The sequence below is a fragment of the Salmonella sp. NW38 genome (genome assembly GCF_051807745.1).
GTDB lineage: Bacteria > Pseudomonadota > Gammaproteobacteria > Enterobacterales > Enterobacteriaceae > Salmonella > Salmonella enterica.
The window spans coordinates 15,357-33,156 of the sequence record NZ_JAMMTO010000005.1; the positions used below are offsets into that span (position 1 = coordinate 15,357).

Annotated in this window: 19 protein-coding genes; all 19 read right to left on the minus strand. The window is 55.1% G+C overall.

The genetic code is table 11. The features are described 5' to 3' along the window. Positions 1-196: 196 nt before the first annotated feature. The 19 genes from NA624_RS10215 to NA624_RS10305 all read right to left on the minus strand — a co-directional run bounded on the left by NA624_RS10215 (position 197) and on the right by NA624_RS10305 (position 17,777). The gene (locus NA624_RS10215; protein WP_000019903.1) at positions 197-469 is read right to left on the minus strand and encodes a glyoxalase superfamily protein; all 273 of its coding nucleotides are present in this window, start codon (positions 467-469) and stop codon (positions 197-199) included. A gap of 16 nt (positions 470-485) precedes the next feature. After that, entirely contained in the window at positions 486-1,007 is a 522-nt protein-coding gene (locus NA624_RS10220) for a hypothetical protein (protein WP_000799127.1), read from the minus strand. A gap of 57 nt (positions 1,008-1,064) precedes the next feature. After that, positions 1,065-1,715, minus strand: a complete 651-nt coding sequence (locus NA624_RS10225) for a hypothetical protein (protein ID WP_000193306.1) — start codon at positions 1,713-1,715, stop codon at positions 1,065-1,067. Between the two features lie 64 nt (positions 1,716-1,779). After that, positions 1,780-2,976, minus strand: coding sequence for a conjugal transfer protein TraF (locus NA624_RS10230; protein ID WP_000671040.1), 1,197 nt, complete (start codon positions 2,974-2,976; stop codon positions 1,780-1,782). 145 nt (positions 2,977-3,121) lie between these two features. Further along, positions 3,122-3,997, minus strand: coding sequence for a hypothetical protein (locus tag NA624_RS10235; protein WP_024134443.1), 876 nt, complete (start codon positions 3,995-3,997; stop codon positions 3,122-3,124). 212 nt (positions 3,998-4,209) lie between these two features. Beyond that, positions 4,210-4,677 (minus strand): hypothetical protein, encoded by a 468-nt coding sequence (locus tag NA624_RS10240; RefSeq protein ID WP_000332229.1) that lies wholly within the window; start codon positions 4,675-4,677, stop codon positions 4,210-4,212. Between the two features lie 98 nt (positions 4,678-4,775). After that, the gene (locus tag NA624_RS10245) at positions 4,776-5,927 is read right to left on the minus strand and encodes a site-specific integrase (protein WP_000113650.1); all 1,152 of its coding nucleotides are present in this window, start codon (positions 5,925-5,927) and stop codon (positions 4,776-4,778) included. Positions 5,928-6,341: 414 nt separating this feature from the next. Continuing rightward, positions 6,342-7,769 (minus strand): shufflon system plasmid conjugative transfer pilus tip adhesin PilV, encoded by a 1,428-nt coding sequence (gene pilV / locus NA624_RS10250; protein WP_000744278.1) that lies wholly within the window; start codon positions 7,767-7,769, stop codon positions 6,342-6,344. Next, complete coding sequence (locus tag NA624_RS10255; protein ID WP_000214977.1) at positions 7,769-8,428, minus strand: prepilin peptidase; 660 nt, start codon at positions 8,426-8,428, stop codon at positions 7,769-7,771. The genes pilV and NA624_RS10255 overlap by 1 nt, the downstream gene beginning before the upstream one ends. Continuing rightward, entirely contained in the window at positions 8,425-8,904 is a 480-nt protein-coding gene (locus NA624_RS10260) for a lytic transglycosylase domain-containing protein (protein ID WP_000954133.1), read from the minus strand. The genes NA624_RS10255 and NA624_RS10260 overlap by 4 nt, the downstream gene beginning before the upstream one ends. Positions 8,905-8,916: 12 nt before the next feature. Beyond that, entirely contained in the window at positions 8,917-9,510 is a 594-nt protein-coding gene (locus NA624_RS10265) for a type 4 pilus major pilin (RefSeq protein ID WP_000665948.1), read from the minus strand. 41 nt (positions 9,511-9,551) lie between these two features. Continuing rightward, positions 9,552-10,637, minus strand: a complete 1,086-nt coding sequence (locus NA624_RS10270; protein ID WP_439040266.1) for a type II secretion system F family protein — start codon at positions 10,635-10,637, stop codon at positions 9,552-9,554. Next, complete coding sequence (locus tag NA624_RS10275; protein WP_001289223.1) at positions 10,634-12,349, minus strand: GspE/PulE family protein; 1,716 nt, start codon at positions 12,347-12,349, stop codon at positions 10,634-10,636. The genes NA624_RS10270 and NA624_RS10275 overlap by 4 nt, the downstream gene beginning before the upstream one ends. Further along, entirely contained in the window at positions 12,342-12,533 is a 192-nt protein-coding gene (locus tag NA624_RS10280) for a hypothetical protein (protein WP_023262087.1), read from the minus strand. The genes NA624_RS10275 and NA624_RS10280 overlap by 8 nt, the downstream gene beginning before the upstream one ends. Positions 12,534-12,542: 9 nt before the next feature. Further along, positions 12,543-13,136 (minus strand): type IV pilus biogenesis protein PilP, encoded by a 594-nt coding sequence (pilP, locus tag NA624_RS10285; RefSeq protein ID WP_001125685.1) that lies wholly within the window; start codon positions 13,134-13,136, stop codon positions 12,543-12,545. Further along, a complete protein-coding gene (pilO2, locus tag NA624_RS10290) occupies positions 13,123-14,412 on the minus strand; it encodes a type 4b pilus protein PilO2 (protein ID WP_000808019.1) in 1,290 nt (429 codons plus the stop codon). The genes pilP and pilO2 overlap by 14 nt, the downstream gene beginning before the upstream one ends. A gap of 1 nt (position 14,413) precedes the next feature. Further along, a complete protein-coding gene (locus tag NA624_RS10295) occupies positions 14,414-16,096 on the minus strand; it encodes a PilN family type IVB pilus formation outer membrane protein (protein WP_024134573.1) in 1,683 nt (560 codons plus the stop codon). 11 nt (positions 16,097-16,107) lie between these two features. Next, a complete protein-coding gene (gene pilM / locus NA624_RS10300; protein ID WP_000539772.1) occupies positions 16,108-16,545 on the minus strand; it encodes a type IV pilus biogenesis protein PilM in 438 nt (145 codons plus the stop codon). Positions 16,546-16,547: 2 nt separating this feature from the next. Beyond that, positions 16,548-17,777, minus strand: a complete 1,230-nt coding sequence (locus tag NA624_RS10305) for a TcpQ domain-containing protein (protein WP_001095935.1) — start codon at positions 17,775-17,777, stop codon at positions 16,548-16,550. Between the last annotated feature and the right edge of the window lie 23 nt (positions 17,778-17,800).

Here is a 17,800-nt window from a genome sequence, read left to right on the forward strand (position 1 = left end):
TGCGAAGATAACACCAAAAAAAAGGATTAAAAAAATCCCTCCATCTGCCATTAAATCTGGCATCGCTCACACCCCCTGAATATGGATTTAAAACGTCGACGGGGCTCTTTGCCGCCCCACCCCCCGCAGACTGCGTCGCCACCCTTCCCCGCCAGCGGGCAATGCCGGCAACGCAGTGATGATGAAACCCCGTGAGTCACGGCTTCAGCCCGACAATCGCCGCCTGCCAGTTCCTGAAACCATGCTTACAGGCAACCAGCTCCTGTGCATGCGTGGTTTTCAGCGTGGTACCTTCCGCCTGCAGTTTTTTTCGCAACAAATGTGCATGCAGTTTTAACTGGGTGATATCCAGTTGCCCTTCAACGACAAACCCTGTAATAACCTGCTTTATACTGTCCTGAACTGCTGTCAGCTTCAGCGCCTCAATACGGGTACAGAGCAAATTGTCGTTATTTTCTGTATGACTCATTTGGTCTCCTGCGCTATTAGTGATTCGGTGGTACCTCTTTGACCAGCATTACCGGCGGTTCTTTTGTGTCTTTTGTACAGCCCTGAATGCGAACAGCCAGCCTGTCACCCGGATGTGCCTTCTCCTCGAGCAACAAGTTGTAGGTGCGGGTCAGGTGTATTGACATCTGAGGGTCAGATGACGGCGAATACTGCCTTGTAAAACAGTTGAAAGTCCCTTTCAGTACCATCTTTGAAGTTCCGTCCGCATTAAAAACAGGCGTCGCTACCGCCTGAAGCCCCACACGAAACGGCTCAGTGAGCGCCTTACGGATAATCTGTCCGTCTTTTCGGTTATCCGTACTCACGTCTTTCGTGATGAATATTTCATCGTATCTCGCTACAGGGATATCCTTTGCAACGTCACGACTGGCCGGGAATTCACCCAATGAGAGGTATGATTCTGTCGACGGTTGTTCTGTCTGGTCATGACTGTGACTACAGGCAGACAAGAGAAGACATGCCAGTGCCAGAGGTGCAAAAGTGATTGTATTTTTCATATTTTGTTCCGTTTAATTCACTATCGGAAAAGTAGTAAGAAGGCCACACGCAGAACATCACGAAGTTAATTGCGCATGCTGACTGCTGGCCTCAATACTGGTGTCTGAATGAATGTCGCGAATATAGCGAAGCGCTGCCTCCAGCCCTGGAAAACCGGTACGCTCTTTTTCCCGGCCATACACCCGCTTCATCACGCTAACCGCCTGAGTTCGTGCATCCACCATCAGGGACAGCGCAAATTTATCGCGCTGCGGCTGGCAGATACTGATTTCCCGCTGGCCCTGGCTCCCGGCTTTCACAAACGGCAGGATAAACTGCACCCCGCGCAGCTTCTGCTGCAGTTCGGTTTCACTGTCCGTGCTGAACCCCAGCCAGACCACTCGCTGACCGGTTTCCATGTTAATCATCGATGTCCCGAGCCCCAGACGTTCCAGACCATCGCGCGCCAGCTCATACATCACTGGGCTCCGGTTTTCATCGCCATCCAGCAGTGTCAGCCAGTCGGGCGTGTCGCCCCAGGAGGCAACCAGAGCACGGTCATACCGGTACTGAGCAACCGCCTGCGCATCCTCCGCTGCCCCATGGCGTTTTTCCGCTTTCTCCATCGCGGTCCTGTATCTGGCCGTCACCTTACGAGCGGCAGTCAGTTCAGCTTCCAGTAGCTCCAGTTGCGTGGCTGTCTCTTTTTTCCTGGCAGGTTGTGTCATCGCCGTTTCTCCTCTCGCATAAGGGGATACGCTGATAGCGTATCCCCGTAGTTGTACTTACAAATCAGAACGTCACGCTCAGCTGTGCCACCGCGCCATACGTACGGTCAGTCCCCACCAGTCCGGTCAGGTCAAGATGCATTACATCAAACGGGGAAATTCCAATACCAGCGGTGAAAGCACTGCCTTCTGAGGTGGCCATATTCTGGCGATAACCGGCGCGCAGCTGCGCCCATTGCCAGGCATTGAATTCAGCCCCCAGGGAAGCGAACTGGCGTTTTTTGTCCGACGTGAAGCCACTGGCCGGGGTCAGGTCAACATCGAGCGCCGTTGTCACCAGTGTGTTGTGCCATGAGGCGCCAGCCGTCGCCTGAGGGCGAATTTTGAACGTTTCTTTTAACCCGTTGACTTCTTTGGTATCGATACTGCGCGGAACAATATTCTGAGCCACCAGGCCCAGTGTCCAGTTAGCGTTCAGGTCTGTGGCAAAGCCAATGTCGGCGTTAAATCCGGTGGAAGTGTTGCGATAGTCACTGCTGCGGAAATCATGGCTGTCATAGTTCTGTACAGTGACGTTGTAATTAAACAGGTCAACGCGCTGGTATTTTGGGGTTACGCCCACTGAGTATTTAAATCCGTCAGTACCAAACTCGCGGGCCATCGAAATCCCCACATCACTGACTACCGCGGCACGGCCATAGGCACGGGATGTCAGCGAGTCACGGTCAGCGTCAGTCGGGATAATTTTGCCGTTGGCCACATCATCCAGATACTGCAGGTCATGGTCGCTGACTTTGCCGTCCACTGATGCCGTTCCCCACGATTTAACCATGAGTGCAAAAGGCACGACTTGATTCGGTACGGTCGCCACAATACCCACGCTGGCCTGCGCACTGGCATGCGTGTTTTTGAATTTCAAAAGCTGCTGCTTCAAATCAGCTGCTGAACCCGGTGACAATTCATTGTCATAACGATCCCAGGCATCTTTAACGTCATCCACACCATTCTGAAGATGGTCCGGATCGGATACCTGCGCGCCAACAGACGGCAGAATAAGACTGAAATCATCAGATGCGCCAAAGTGAGTCAGCAACGCAGGGTTTGCCAGCGCTGCCGTTCCGTAATGAGACGATGCCACACCGGTTCCCCCCATGGCATCATTTCGAGCCTCCATATACGTTGTTGCCGAATGGGCGGTTCCTGATAAAGCGATAAGAACAGAGATAGACGCCAGAGAATATTGACGAGCATTAAATTTCATTTTTCATCCTTAATAAATATATACGCTACATGTTTCAGATAAAGGGATCCCCTGCCCGACGCTATGCCGGAAAATAACAGGGATTTTTTTGGATATTACAATGACAATTAAAATTACAATGAAATACGTTTGAGTTTTATCCCTGTTATGGAATTCCAGGATATTCCCCCAGTGGTTTATTAAATATCATGGCAGGTATAATTTCCCCGTTGTCTAATGCCTGCATTTGTCGGGCTGAAAATGAGAAGCAGCGCATCCGGACAGGCGGATACTTTTCCACGTTCTCTTTGATATGCCCGGACGGGGTGATACTGGTTACGCGTTGCAGCTGGTTATAAGCCTGCCGGACCTGTTCATCCCGCCAGTCGAGAGACTGATAAACTCTGAGCAGTGTGACTGGCTCTCCTGAGATAACGGGGCGATAACGCAGACACAATCCCACATTGTGGGGCTGGCGCCCCTGTTGCCAGAAGAAGATCAACTCAATAGGGTCTTCTGACTGCAGTGACTGAAGGCGACACAGAATTGAAGGCGTCTGCATACTCCAGTCCCGCAACCCGTCGGCCATATCGACGGGATAAGATGAGTCACCCAGCAGCCAGTTGACGTCCACATCAAACCAGGTCGACAATTGCTGCAGTAAGGGTTTATTAAGCAGGTCCAGCGTACGATCCTGACTCGCCAGTACACTGGTCCGGATCCCCCAGGAAGCCAGTAACTGTGCCTGCTCGACAACATTCAACCCATGCGCATCCATCAGCAGGCAGAATCGCTCATAAAGGGTGGATGCTCTGTCCGCGATACTCCCTCGCACCTCAGCCAGAATACCATCGATACACAGGCCAAACAGGGCTGCACGGGAAATGCCCAGATGCTCGGCGCACCGGTCCAGAAACACCCGACTTTCTGGTCGTATTCTGACCGAAAACTGCGCACTGGATGCCGGCAAAGACTCTCCGGGTTCCATTGAGATCTCACCCGATCGCATTAATGCAATTAACGCTGTATAAGTTGCATTCATATTAACAACCTTAATTATTTATCCGGAATGTAAAAATAAAAATAAACTCATTTCATTTTTTAACTCATGCGTTCCAATGTAATAGAAAGATTAATCCCATTTATTCATGAGGTATAATGAATTATTTCGATCGGTTCGATCTAATGTATGCGGAAGATTAAAACCATGTCGTACTGAAATCGACGGTAAAATATAATTCTGAAAAAAAAGATTTATTGCGGCAAACGGTGAATGACCACCATGACCGCATGAGCGGGAGGTAACCGAACAAACCGCCACTCCTGTAACAGCATCTGCGCAACGATGGCAGTACGCTCCCACCGCGGCAGCGTCACAGGTACAATACGACAGCGATATTCAGCACGGTGAGAAAGAACCTGACAGACAAGCGCCACCTGAGCAGGCCGCATAAGGTGTGAGCGAAAAAAAACGGGCCGCACCGGCCGTGAAGTCAGGGCTTCCTCCAGCGCCTGAACAAATGCCTGATGATAACGCCTTGCACGACGGCGATTCATGGTTCCCACCCGGTCCAGTAATGCAAGATGAACAGCCCGGTACTGACGGTGCCGGTGCTTCACACTGAACACCGCAAATCCTTTCCAGGGTGTAACCAGCGCAATTAACGTAAAGAACGGGCAGTACAGCGCCAGACAGACCAGTACAAAGACCACATACGCCACCAATCTGAAACCTCTCTAAAGACTAACGAATGGCAGCAGCGTAGCCCTTCAACAGCGTGAAAAAATCATTTAAATGACTACCCGTAATGGCAAATTATCTAAGCGGTGCTCATAAGAGGGTGGATCATCACCCGCTCAAGTTTTCCTTCAGGCAAATCTCCCGGCCTGGGGACACGTTCTCCCCGCTGTGCGGCGTTGGCCAGCGTCCGTAACAACAGAACACCTGCCGCCTCCAGCGCACTCGCCCTCGATGCGCCAGATGCCGAAAGTCCATCAAAATCGGGCAAATGAACACGATAACCATGGTCCTGACCCGCCTCTTCATTAACAGATTCAATGCAGGCAGGATAAGGGACAAAATACGGCGCTATCTTTTGGGTTTGTCTTCGGCGGGCATCAAGCTTACTGACCAGTTGGTAAGCCCTCAGGTGAGTATATCGCTTGAGCATATTGAGTGAACGGTGCCCTGAAATTGCCGCCACCTCCATAACATTGAGTGTTCCCAGCTCAAACAACCGGCTGATCGCCTCATGTCGCAGGTCGTGAAAATGGAGGTCAATGATACTCAGACGCTGCAGGGCCACCCGCCAGGCACTTTTAAAGCCGGATGACGTATAGTTGAAAACACTACCAGTAAGGGCAACCGTCATTCCCTGTAGTAGCTGACGTGCTTTGCGGGATAAGGGGACGTCCCTTGAGCTACCGTTCTTGGTCAGTGGCAGGTGCGCGACCCCGTGCTGCAGGTCGATATGTTCCCAGCGCAGTGAGAGGATCTCCCCCTGTCGCATGGCCGTTTCAATAGCAAGATGAAATATGGCGTGAAGGGCAGGATTCTGATTCTGAAAATAGCGGGATAAACACCGCTCTTCATGCGATGTCAAACGTCGATCCCGTCCACCTGATATTTTTGGTTTACGAACCATCTCAACCGGATTGGTCCGGCATGTCCCCCACTCCACACTGGCCAGATTGTACAGCGATGACAGTAAGGCAAGCTCCAGTCGTACTGTGTTTCCTGAAATGCACCGCCCGGTGCGCGTATTCATCTGAGCCAGGCGATCATCGCGGTAAGATGCAATATCCACGGTGGTGATTTCATCCATCGCTTTTCTGGCCAGGGGATGCCGCTGAATGACATTAACACGGTAGAATTCCTGCCGATGACCCCGTTTGTGAACAGATGCTGTGGCGTAATATTTATCGAGAGCTTTTGACAGAGACATTTTTTTAATGCGTTGAGGACGGGCCATAGCGTATTCCTTCGCGAGCAAACTTAAGATTTTTCTCAACCCTAACTAAAAATCTCAATGTACTCAATTTACTGAAGGACATACGTGCCAATCCGGTATCTGGAAAAATATTAAATTTTCTTTCAAAATCGGGGGGACGTTCCAGGTCTGGCCTGGGCAAACAGTAAATCTTGGGCGGTTTAAACTATGTATTAATACATACCGCATTGACGGCCGCGAGTTGGCAATTACTGAATTAATTCCTACCGATGGCCCCGACGAGAACGGTTATATGAACTGGCGAGCTACGAACGCAACTCAGTATTCACCTTACTATATGGGTATTCACTGCTTTATTTGATGTGCTCATCGAGAGCACATAGCGTAGGCATAAGTAGCCACTGATACAGACGAGACTCAGCTTTCTTAGCCCGATCAACCGGCCTTTACAATGTAATTAAAAGCGATATTTTTGGGCCTGACTTCGCGACTGTCAGTATGATAATAATGGGCCATCCCACTGTGATGTCCCTGAAGATGTCCCCCCGGGTTATAGATCATATCGCTCTGGTCAGCCTGATAACTCAAAATCGTTCTTCCGTTATCAAAACCTCGTCCATTATCCCATCCCCGGATAAAAGCCCCCCGAAGATCGGGTAAAACACACCCAGGGTATACACGAGCAAGTCCGGGATAGGAGCCGCAGGGAAAACGTTGTCCGGCCATTAAAAAATATCCAGGGGGAGGTGTTACAGAGGGCCATGGGATGGGGCTGCCGATGGGGTAACCTTCCAGTTCTCGCCAGATACCGGATTGGCACGAAAGTGGGGCACCTGTTGCGGTGCGGCTTACAGACCCGTCTTTAGGACAATAAGTGTTGGCAACATTGATTTTATCAAGGTCCAGTACCCCGCCGACAGACACATCACCATCTGAACGAACTTTACCTCCGCGAATTTCACCACCGGTATAAAATCCCTTGTTATTCAGAATACGTAACCAGTCGTTATCCGACATATAAAGACCGCCGCCGTGGGTTTCGTCCATCCACCCTTTTCCGCTGCGGGTCACTATCCAACCCCCTGTGCTGCGGATATCGCCACCCGCCGTGACCGGGCCGTTACTGACCAGACTGACGCCAAAGTTACCGTTCTGAGCCGCGACGTTACTGGCCGTAACCGTACCAACGCTGTTCAGGTTATTCCCGCCCATATCAATAGCCGTGTGCATCTTGTTTAAATCAGGACGGCCGTTAACCTGAAAACGATACAACCGATCCCCGTCTTCACGCGCCCCGGACAGGTCATCGGTACTCAGCATGACGGCCAGATGGCCCCTTCCGGTGCTGGTCCCGTAGGAGGACAGGGCAATTCGCCAGCTGCGCATCGCCCCCACCGCCGTTTGCCCGTCTTCAACGTATCCCCCGAAGCCGGCAGTAATATCTTTCGAAATCTGGTTGAGCGCGGTAAAGGGCATGGCATGCCCGCCCCGGCTGACCACCATGCCCTGAAGCAGTTCCTGGTTTTGCTGATTCCGCACTATCATCGCCTGATACTGCTGACCATAGCTGTTAGTCTCGCTGAAACTCGCCGGCAACAACCCGGTGTTCTTCAGCATCTGGGAGGTGACCACCACCGGCTTGGTTGTGGTGGCTGACGCCAGTACCGTCGGGTAATACCGTCCGACATAGGATGAGGCCGCCTGCGTGAAGCGATTCGTTTGCATGGCCACAACTTGCCACTCACGGGATTTCAGGTAATCTCCCATGTATCGGGCGGCCATCGAGGCCATCACCAGAACAATCAGTAACCCGGCGCCTACGCTCATCGCCACAAAACCGCCATCATGTTTTTGTTTTTTCATCACAGTATCCACTCTGGCTGGTACAGCCGCTCTACAATGACTGGAATACACCCGGCACACAGCCAGGGGCCCAGAACCCCACATCGCTGACAGTTCCGATGGACTGTCCACTGCCACAACATAAAACCGCTCAGCCCCATAAAAGCTGCCTGCAGGGCATCCGTTACCCCCATCCAGGCAACCAGAGCACAGAGCAGCCAGACATCGCCCACGCCCAGCTGTGGGCGCCGGCGGTTCACGCCGTGACAGACTGCCCCCATTACCACCGCCATCGCCGCAGTTTCCATCACGCGAATCTCCGGCTCCCGATGAAAGGCGAAACAGAACAGTAATCCGCTACACAGACAGGCAGCAGTAAACGGCCGGGGCAACCACCCACTGGCCGCATCCATCACCCCCAGTTGCAGCAAAAAACCGCACATCAGCAGCATCCCGATACGTATCATCCCGTCCTGCGGCGCCATGAGTATCAATAAACCCGTTACCGCAAACAGCCAGATACCGACCACACCGGCGCAGTGGCGTGAGATATCCACCTCCGCTGCGGCCAGGTAAAGGCGTACCGGTAGTAAAAGCACCGCCCCCAGAATGGCGCTCCCGATAAACGCGGGTATGGCATACACCGTGGGGAAAAAGGTACCGACAAGCGCGACCGTCATTGCGCCCCCTGTTGCTGCTGGTAAATTTTCCAGATCCGGTTGGCATAACGCTCCCGTGTTTCATGCCGGTCAGCACGGAAGCCGGCGTTATAAGAGCCCAGGCAGTTCCAGCTCACCCCACAGACTTGGAAATGTTTCGCGAGGATCCATGTTCCAATCTGCACATTCAGGCAGGGTTTGTTCAGCAAATCGTTTTTGTCCCTGATGACGCCCATCGAGACAAGGCGGGGAATATGCGTCGAATTAATCATCATCAGTCCGTAGTCGGTACTTTTGATTTTCCCCGTTTTTTTATCCCGGTTATCATTTGTCGCATGTGGATCAAGATTGCTTTCACCGATAGCCATGGACTTAATCAGCAGCGGAGAGACATGGTATTTCGCCGCAGCCGCATCGAAACAAAAAGCCTGCGCCCACAGAGGCACTCCGCATAGCGTCAGCACCAATAACGGACGAAACACCCGCCAACTCAGCATCCGTCTTCACCCTCAGCCGTTAAACGTGAATACCAGCGTGTTGGTACCCGTACGTCCGTTATCCGCTGTACACTCACTGCCGGCGATTTCCGCCGTCACTCTGGCATCGGTATGGTTGTTGCCATTAATTTTGATACCAGAGGTACCGCCTGAACGGCTCATGCCGGTTGAAATAGAGACACAGGCTGACTGCGGAACCTTGCTGGTCGTGATAGTGAAGCCGTTGTTAAACCCGGTTCCTCCGGTCGCATCCGGCGCCACAACCACGGGACCGCCCCATGTATTTGCCAGCGTTGCTGTGCCTGAAGCCGGGTCTCCATTAATCGTCATCCCTTTTGCCGCACCGTTTTGAATCAGGATCCCGGTCATTTTTGCCCCGCTGCTGAAGGCATAGCCATCCACACCCTTCATCAGTCCGATGGTATTGGTGGCCAGATTCTGATAGTTCGTCAGCTCCGACCCTGCATCCTTTTTCCCCCACATAGCCCATACACCCGCCGCAACCAGACCAATGAACACCAGAATAAACAGTGCGGTCGCACCAGCATCGACCGACATTCCCTGGTCTGGCCTGTTATATGCGTTTAATACTGATACCTCTTTCATTGTCTTTCCCTCTGTTTCGTTTTTCATTGAACTGAACCTCATCAGTACTGCCCCAGACTTTGGGTCATCGAATTCACCTCCATCACCGCCATGACCACCACGCCGATAAGCGCAAACAACATCACCATCGAGAACAGCATCACGGCTATTCCCCGCCGGTTAACTCGCTTAACCGTTTCCTCCAGCCACTCCTGGCCAAACCGCGCAATCATCTGCGCCGCACCGTCACCGTCCACCATAGACAGATAGTTCACGGCTTCCTTTGAAGGGAAGGCATAACCGCATTCGCGCAGCGCCATACCGAAAGAGGCCCCCTCCGCCACCTCCTGCATCACTGCATCGAGACGAACGGTGAGCCAGGGAGAAGCAAAACGCTGGATAACCTGCAGAGCAGTCAGGGTCTTGACCTCAGCGCACAACAGCGCCCCCATATTGATAAGAAAAATCGCACCCTGAATATCACTGTAAACCGCCCAGGCTATGCGTCTGTCAGCCAGACGCCGCAGGCGATCCGGACGTATCCAGTTCGGCAGCGACCATCTTATCCATACCAACACCAGTGCCAGACCTGCCCCCGTCACCAGGCCGTGCTCAGAAAAAAAAATCAGCAGGCCATTAAGACCGCCCAGTACCCCTGTCCAGTCGTCCGGATCTGACATCCCGGCCAGCGTCGGAATAAGCTGCGTCTGAATAACACCCAGCGTCCCACCCAGCATCGCAATGCAACCCAGAGGGTAAATGGCCATTCTGAGCACCGCGTTACGGATACGCCGGCGGCAGTCAATCAGGATCTCCGCCTCAGAAAGCGCCTCCGGTAACCGGCCGCTGAACATACCCGCGCTGATGAGTGCAGCCTCCTCGGCCGGGACCCAGTTCGCCAGGGCATGTTCAAGGGAGTTATCCCCGCTGTTGTCAGTGAGTGCCACCCGGCAGTCGTCCACCAGATAACCGAAACCGTGGGTCCGGCGCCCAAAATCGGTATACATGTTGCTGATTTGCTCCAGCGCTTCTAGCAGCTTCACGCCATTTCTCATTTGTAACGACAGCATGCGGTAAAACCGCAGACGGTATCCGGACGTAAAAAATCGCCGCGCCAGCGCCCGACGAAACAGGTAAAACGGACTCATGCAACCTCCTTCAACGCAGCCATTCCGGCGGTAATGCCGGCTTTAATGGCGTCTTCAACGCCCTGTTTCAGCCCTTCTCTGACGCTGGCTGCAATCACCAAAGCAAGGCGCTCAATCTGCGCCGTATCAATATCAGACGACGAGGTAACAGGGTCACTCACCGACAGCGTCACCTCATCCTCATCAAGAGGAACAATCAAATCCGCATCCAGTGGGTCAACCAGCCCCGCGTTCAGTTTGTGGAGCAGGTGAATACGCCGGGTTATTCCTCCCAACTCACTGAGCCAGTACGCTTTCGCGGCTTCTTTCCCTTCCTGAATAAGCAGACGGAACAGCATAGTGTCAGGACGTACCACCTCCGCCACCACACTTCTCCCGGCCACGCCCTGGCCTACGGTTGCCACCTGTTTGCCACCGATAACCACCGCCTTCCGGCAGGCAGGACATCCCGATTCATTTCTGAAATGAAGATTTTCAGGCCGGCATATCCCCTCCACTGAGCAGTACTTTTCCAGATATTCACGTTCTTCGGTGGTGAGCTGGTCTTTTTTGACCGACCATGGAACACGGCAGTGCGGGCACAACACCTGAACCAGGCGCTGGCTGATGAGTCCGATAAGCAGTTGCGCGTCGGCAACCAGTCCGGCATTCGCGCCCATGGTTATCATGCGCTCGGGGATAGAGAAGGCCGAGTTGGCATGCAGCGTAGTCAACACCAGATGCCCCGTCTGGGCGGCAAAAATACCCGCCAGTATCGATATCAAATCACGCAGTTCACCGGGCAAAATGGCGTCGGGATCAAGACGTAACGCCGACGACAGCGCACGTTCCCAGGCTCGCCGGACTTCGGCCTCATCGGCCTTGTCGCAAAGTATCGGGGTCTGTATCGCCCCCCTGATGCGCCCCTCTGGCGGATCTTCCACCGTCAGCAGACGTTTTTTATAACGGGTACGCCCCAGATACAGATCACTGCAGGCACGCAGGGTGGTGGATTTGCCGGCCCCGGTCGGGCCGGACAAAATAATCAGTCCTTCCGGCAGGCGCAGGATGCGCTTTATCAGACGGATTTGTTCCGGCAGAAAACCGAGTTTTTCAAGCGTGGGTACCACATCACCGTCATCCGGAATAACGCGCATCACAAAGTGAAGGCCATCTGCTGTCGGCGTGTGGCTGTAACGGGCGCCAAATAACCCCACCTTTCGCAGAAACTTAGCAGCCACTCGGCCATCCTGTTTTCGACCGGCGTAGAACTGGGGTTCGGTCACATCACACATGGAAAGGATGATGGTGGCCGCCTGTGCTTTTCCGTCCTCTTCGGCCAGCTCCGAGATAGTCTCCAGCTCGCCATGAACCCGCATCTCAATGCGGGTCAGCCCCGGAAGGGTGGTACCGTGAATATCAGACGCCCCGATTTCTTTCGCGACCATAAAGTAGTTCAGAATATCGCCCTGACGGCTGCTGACCTCTTTTTTGATATCCTCCAGGCGCAGACCCTTCTCACCCTGCTCTGACAGCTGGCGAGCCATTTCACTGCACCTGAGCAGCTCTGAACGGGTGACCAGCCTCATGGTGACGCCGGGGTTTTCCTCCATCAGGGACATCACCCTCTGCTGCACCGCCACATCGGTGCGCTGCTGACTGTCAACCAGCAGCTCGTGAGCCGTGGTCTCCGGATTGTGGTAAAGCAGAACCGCATCGTTATGTTCAGACATGTGATTCCCCTGAAATACCCTCTGGCGCTTTGGGCCTTACCGGCGCCAGACGGGATAAAATCAGCAATCCTTCTGATGCTGGCTGGAGCATCCCCTGCAATATCTGAAGGTCATGCGGCGTGAGTGCAGGGTTCTCTGACGTCACTGTGCCAGGACCGGAATACAACAGGTCGGTGTCAGACATACTCTTCTCCTAAAACGTCAGTTGCTGACCGTCGCTGAGCGTGACCGATGACAGTGTTATCGCCTTCACCTTCAGCGACGTCCCCGGCACCACACTGCCCGTCTGTACCTGACTTTGCCGGCCATCCGGAAATGACAGCGTGGCCTGCAGCGCGTTTCCACGGCCACTCACCTCCAGAACAGTGATCCGCCCCGGCACCCGGGCAGGAGCCGGAGCAGACTGAACGGGCGTTGCCCCCATATCAGCAGGCATGCCCACAGCAAACGGACCGGTCGCAGGGACGTTGCCCACCTCCGCCGGCGTCAGAGCAGAAGTCAGTTCTTTTTGCAGCCGGGCCGCCTGAACCTTCGCTTCCAGAAGCAGGGTTTTACCCTGCAGCACTTCCAGTTGCCCGCCCGTCAGACCATCACCGGGGTTAATCGGGACAATATCTGAGGTGTCTGTGGTCGACGTCGACGGCACGGCAGCTGCCGCAGGTTCACGGCCAGACGCTGCAGAAGCAACCTCTGCGGACGGAGTGATCGCCGGCGTGGGCTGCGCAAACGCACCGGTGCTGAGCGCCATCAGGACAGCGCCACAGATGAAAACACTATTCTTTGGCATAAAGATGCCCCTCAATCTGATAAGTAAACTGTCCCTGAGGACTCAGGGTGTAAGCCACAGAACTCAGGCGTACGCCCTGCATAGCCAGTCCCTGTAAAATCCACTCCGGCATGTGTTTATCCGTGATACTGAAGGTATATTCATGCCAGTCCTGTATCGGCTGGACCCCATCAGTGCCGGCATCATTACCCGGCATGACAGGCGGAGTTTTCACTTCGGAAAGCGAAAAACTGACCTGACGAGACTGAAACCACGACACCGCCTGCATCAGTTGTGTTCCCGCATCCGGCGCGGCCTCATCCTGCAGGGTGAATTTCGCCCAGGGAATAAACACCACACCTTCGTTTCCACCTGACACCAGGTTGAATACCGGTGTACGGTTAAAAACCTGCTTCACCCGTTCCGCAAAGCGCGACGCCGTCCCACCGGGCTGTCGCTGATACATGGTTTCCAGCCCCTCAGCGCTGCAACGAACGCGCTCAAGGCGCCACCGGTCAAGACTCACAGGCACCCTGAACCGCCAGCGCTGACAGCGGTTTAAAAAGTCTGTGGCCACGGGCATCTCTGCCCAGGGATGGGGAAGGTAAACCGGCTCAGGGGCTTTTTTAAACACGTCCTGCACCGGTGCCGGTAACGCCGACACGACAGGCACGACCGGCGGTTCAGGTAGCCTGTTCCACCAGACCACTCCCCCCAGCAGAGCAGCCAGTGACAGCACACCCGCCCCGTATTTCTGCACAGGATTTGACACGCCCGCCACGCGGGAAAACCGGAGCTGTGCCGAAGTCACCTGGCCGACCAGCGTCTCCCATGACAGAGGTCGCGCAGGCGTTGACGGTATTGTCCATCCGTCCTCGGGAGCGGGATTGAAGGACAGAAATAATTCCTGCGCCCGGATAATTTGCTCTGGCGTACCGGTCACGTCCGCCATCGGCGATGGCATCCCCTTCACCGTGGCCAGAAAGACCTGCCTGCCGTCGTCGAGCTGGTACACCCCATAGCCATTGGGCGTACACTGCTGACTGAACAGCGCCGCCAGGGAATACAGCTTCTGGTGACGCGAACCCGCCTCAATTTGCCCCTGCGCGGTCAGCCGGCTCTTACCCTGCTTCACCGTCAGCATCACGTTCAGCACACCGCGACGTTGCACGAGGGGACGGCGTACCGACCGTACCGACTTTTGTTTTTCCTCCCAGCGAAGTCCCACCACCCAGCACTGCCGCTGCCAGCGCAAAACCTGCGTACGGGACTTCCCGGATAATGGGATCTCCGCCATATCAGCCCCCGTTCCCCATCAGCTCCGGGGTGATAATAATGACCAGCGTACTGCGCGAGTCATCGCCGTCCCGGTCCCCGCCCAGCAGGAAGTTGCCTGGCGTAAAGGTGCCGTTTTTGGTCATCCGGGTATTACTCTGATCAAACCCGGTCAGCACCAGCGCCTGCCCGGCACGCAGGTTCGTTTTCTGGCTGAGCGAGCGCAGTTTGGTGTACGGCATCTCGATGTACGAGTTGCCGTCTTTGGAGGTGAAGTTACGAATAGTCGGTGGATCAGACAGGTTGAACGCCACCTGCAGCTGTACATCCCCGTCATCCTGAATCAGCGGCAACAACGTCATGTTGAAGCCGGTGGTCATCATCCCCGGCGTCAGTGAAGTGGTCGCGCCCACATCGGTGGTCGTGGTGGTCGAGCTCTGCGCCACATACACCGTCTGGTCGGCCATCTGGATAGGCACCGGCGTCAGGTTCGTGGTCACGCTGCCCTGCGAGGTGACCACACTCACATCACCCTGCTCTGACAGCGCTTTAATCAGCAGGCTGGAGCCGGCAAATTTCGCCGCGTTGCCTGTTGCGGAGTCCAGAATAGACACCGACGCCGAGGTGGCGTTGGCAATATCGCCGCTGACATTATTGAGCGAGGCGCCGGCTGAACGCAGGGATTTGTAAACAATGTTCCAGTCCAGACCCAGCTGCTCTTTACGGGAGGTGCTGACACTCAGCACCTGAACGTTGAGCCTGACCTGGCGGTTCATCTGACGGTTCTGCTGCTCAACATACGCCGCGATACTGTTGAGCACGGAGGGGGTATCCGTCACGGTCAGCGTGCCGGTACTGGCCGACAGCCAGAAACGCCCCTTTTGCGGGGTCAGCATGGTTTCCAGCGTCTTTTTCATGTCGTCATAGACATTACGACTCTGGTCGACCGTCGTCTGCTGCGAAGAGCTGGAATCCCCCGAGACCGAACTGTTTGTCGTGCCCCCGCTGGTTCCCATACTGCTCGTGGAACCCGAGGTCACACTCGCATTACTGGTGATATTGGTATTGAGGAAGGTGAACTGGAACGTCCGGGTCTCCAGCAGTGAAAACAGGATAGCGCCGTTATCCATCCGCGGCGTGAGACCGGTTCTGGCCGCAATCATGTCCAGCAGGCCGGACAGTTTCCCCTGCCAGCGCAGGCCACTCAGTACCAGAGGCGTGGCGGTCACGCCAGCCGTATCCACAGCACCGCCCAGTTGATCCAGTGGGATCCGTCCATTGTTATCCGGTACCGGCAGCGGGCCATTCAGTGCCCGCGTGGTACCGGATGACTGTCCGACAGCCAGTACATCGGGTGAAAAAATCACCCTGACGCCGCAAAGTGCCGTAATACGCTCCCCGATTTCCGGCAGCGTCAGCCCATCCCGCGCCAGCGTTATCTGGCAGTCCGGAAAGTTTTCCAGAGGGGTATCCCGTGACACTGTCGGGACGGGTTTAAGATTAACCCAGGGCTTGTCCGTCCAGACCAGCGCGCCCTGTGAAGAGCGCATTTGTTCGCTGACATGCCCGCGCGCAATATCACCGCTGGCCTGCGTCTTGCGCGACATCCTGTCCATCTCCTGAAAAGTACAGGCTGACAGTGAAAGTACGGCGGCGACGGCGGTGGCTGCAAGACGGAGCCTGACGTTGTAACGTTTTCTTGTCATTAAAGATTTTCCTAATTGAGGTAGACCACATCCCCGTTCTGAATACCGGCCGGTAAAGGCAACCCTGCGCTCACTCCGGATAACCAGACCAGTTGTCCCTGCGTCACGGTGCCAATTAATGCCGAGCCACCGGACTGTTCACGCAGTGCATCCACCAGACCCGGAACTTCAGGCATCCAGACCCACAACCGGTTGGCCACGATGACATGCCGGATACGGCTGTCGGGCGTCACCGGCAGGGCCAGTGCTGACAAAGCGACCGTGCCGTTCGTCAGGGTATGCCGGTAGCGCCAGTCGTTAATGCCCGCGGCCAGCGACAACAGCTGTCGGGCCAGCAGGTGACTGCTCCCCGACTGCTGCATTTTCACGACCTCGACCCGCTGACTGTTCTGGATATGCCCGACAATGAGCAGAAATACCGTGCCGAAGGCGACAATGAGCCAGCCCATGATTACGACCTGTCTGCCGGTTTATCCGTCACCGAGACCAGGCACTGCAGGCGGGAGGCCTCAGCAAACAGCGGCTTGTCGGCTTTTTTGTACAGGTCAAACACCTGAACCAGTGCCGATTCAAAATTGCCTTTGAATACCAGCGGTGCATCGATGCGGTAGTCGGTGCTGGTCTGCCAGATAACCACCCAGTGTCCCCCACTCGCACAATCAGCTTTACCAGCCCAGTCAGTCAGTGACTCTTTGAGCGTGCTGCCGGCAACCGCCTTCCATTCAGGACCACTGGCCACCACCGCCACCGGCGTGCCTGTTAACGGTTTTGCCACGGCTGCCGTCGCGGTGGCCGGTTTAACCGGTGTGACGGTGGAAGGCGCCGGCGTGCTGACATCAGGTTTCCCCCCCACAGGAGATGGCGATGCCGGCACCGGCATCGTGGTACCTGTCAGGTTTTCACCCGTGAAAGGATTACGTGGAGCAGGGAGGGTCGCAGACACAGGTGCCCCGACTGATTTCACGGAAGTGGCAGGTGGCTGCAGTGCGGGTACCGGCAGGGACTGGCTGACCGGTTTCTGCCCGGTTTCTTTTTTCGATGCCAGCAACTGACCTGCCACCACAGGCACAGCTTTCTTGCCTAGCAGAACGCCAGTATAAGGATTGCGGGAGGTCTCAACTGAAGCATAGACGCCGGGAGTGCCTGAGACTGTTGCGACCGGGGTTGTCGATACCGGCGTTTTCGCCTGTGCCAGATAGGCATCGCGCAGAACGAAGCAGACTTCGCGGTTGACTTCATCCACGGACATACGCCAGGCCGATCCCGCTACAACCTGAAGGGCTTCACTCAGGCGCATCGGGCCGATTTTACGCTGAACGGCCGGCAACGGCCGTTTCAGCAACTCAGCAAAGTCGGCGCCATAACGACCGCACAACGAATAGCCGGACTGAAATAACAGATAACGAAACCCGTCGCCGACTGAGTTAACCAGTTGCCCGGGCATCGTGATATCGATCAGTTGGTTAAGGGGTTCCCGCTGTGCATCCGCGCTTTTAACGCTCACCAGCGTGTAGCGGCCGCTGCGGGTAACCTCCGGCGAGCGCTGGTAGATATCAGAAAAGACGGGCGGTCGCAGGCTTTGTGCAAACGCGCTGTCGCGGGCGGTTGAGGTGGAGGTCTGCTGCGCACACCCGGCAATCACCAGCGGCAGGCTCAGGCAGAAAAGCGCTTGTGTGTTCATGAAAAATCCCGTGGATGACCATA